1 protein-coding gene is annotated in these 411 nt (G+C 52.3%); it reads right to left on the bottom strand.

Features of this window, described 5'->3' with window-relative positions:
• Positions 1–2: 2 nt before the first annotated feature.
• Positions 3–411, bottom strand: a 409-nt coding sequence (locus tag WEIDD23_RS12350) for a DUF2255 family protein (protein WP_347474459.1), incomplete at its 5' end; no start/stop codon positions are given.

The following is a 411-nucleotide window of genomic DNA, read 5'->3' on the forward strand; positions in this document are numbered from 1 at the left end:
GTTCATGCTCCTCGTTCTTTCAAAATCACACGGACCGTCGCCTCACGTGGTCCGGCACCCAACATTGGTGGCATATAGGCGCTGTCCGCATACTTTGTCTGATAGGCAGTATCAATTGCCGCCTGAAGTTGCTCATAGCCAGCCCCCGAAATGAGTTCAAAGGCGACGCGATACGTCTGACCAGCGATGGTGATTTCACCCGCCCCTTGGCTCTTTGCTGATCCGTACCAACGTGATTGCAACCCATTCCAGGCGCGAACGTATAACTCATCGTCGACAACGACCGACCAAATCCATGTTGGTGTCCCCGGCGTGCGACCATCAGCTCGATAAGGCGCAATATGAAAATCATCTGCCCGACTAAAGTCGTTAACTTGTTCTGATGTTAGTGTCATCTTAGCCACCTCCCTT

It is taken from the genome of Weissella sp. DD23 (assembly GCF_001579105.1).
Lineage (GTDB): Bacteria > Bacillota > Bacilli > Lactobacillales > Lactobacillaceae > Weissella > Weissella cibaria.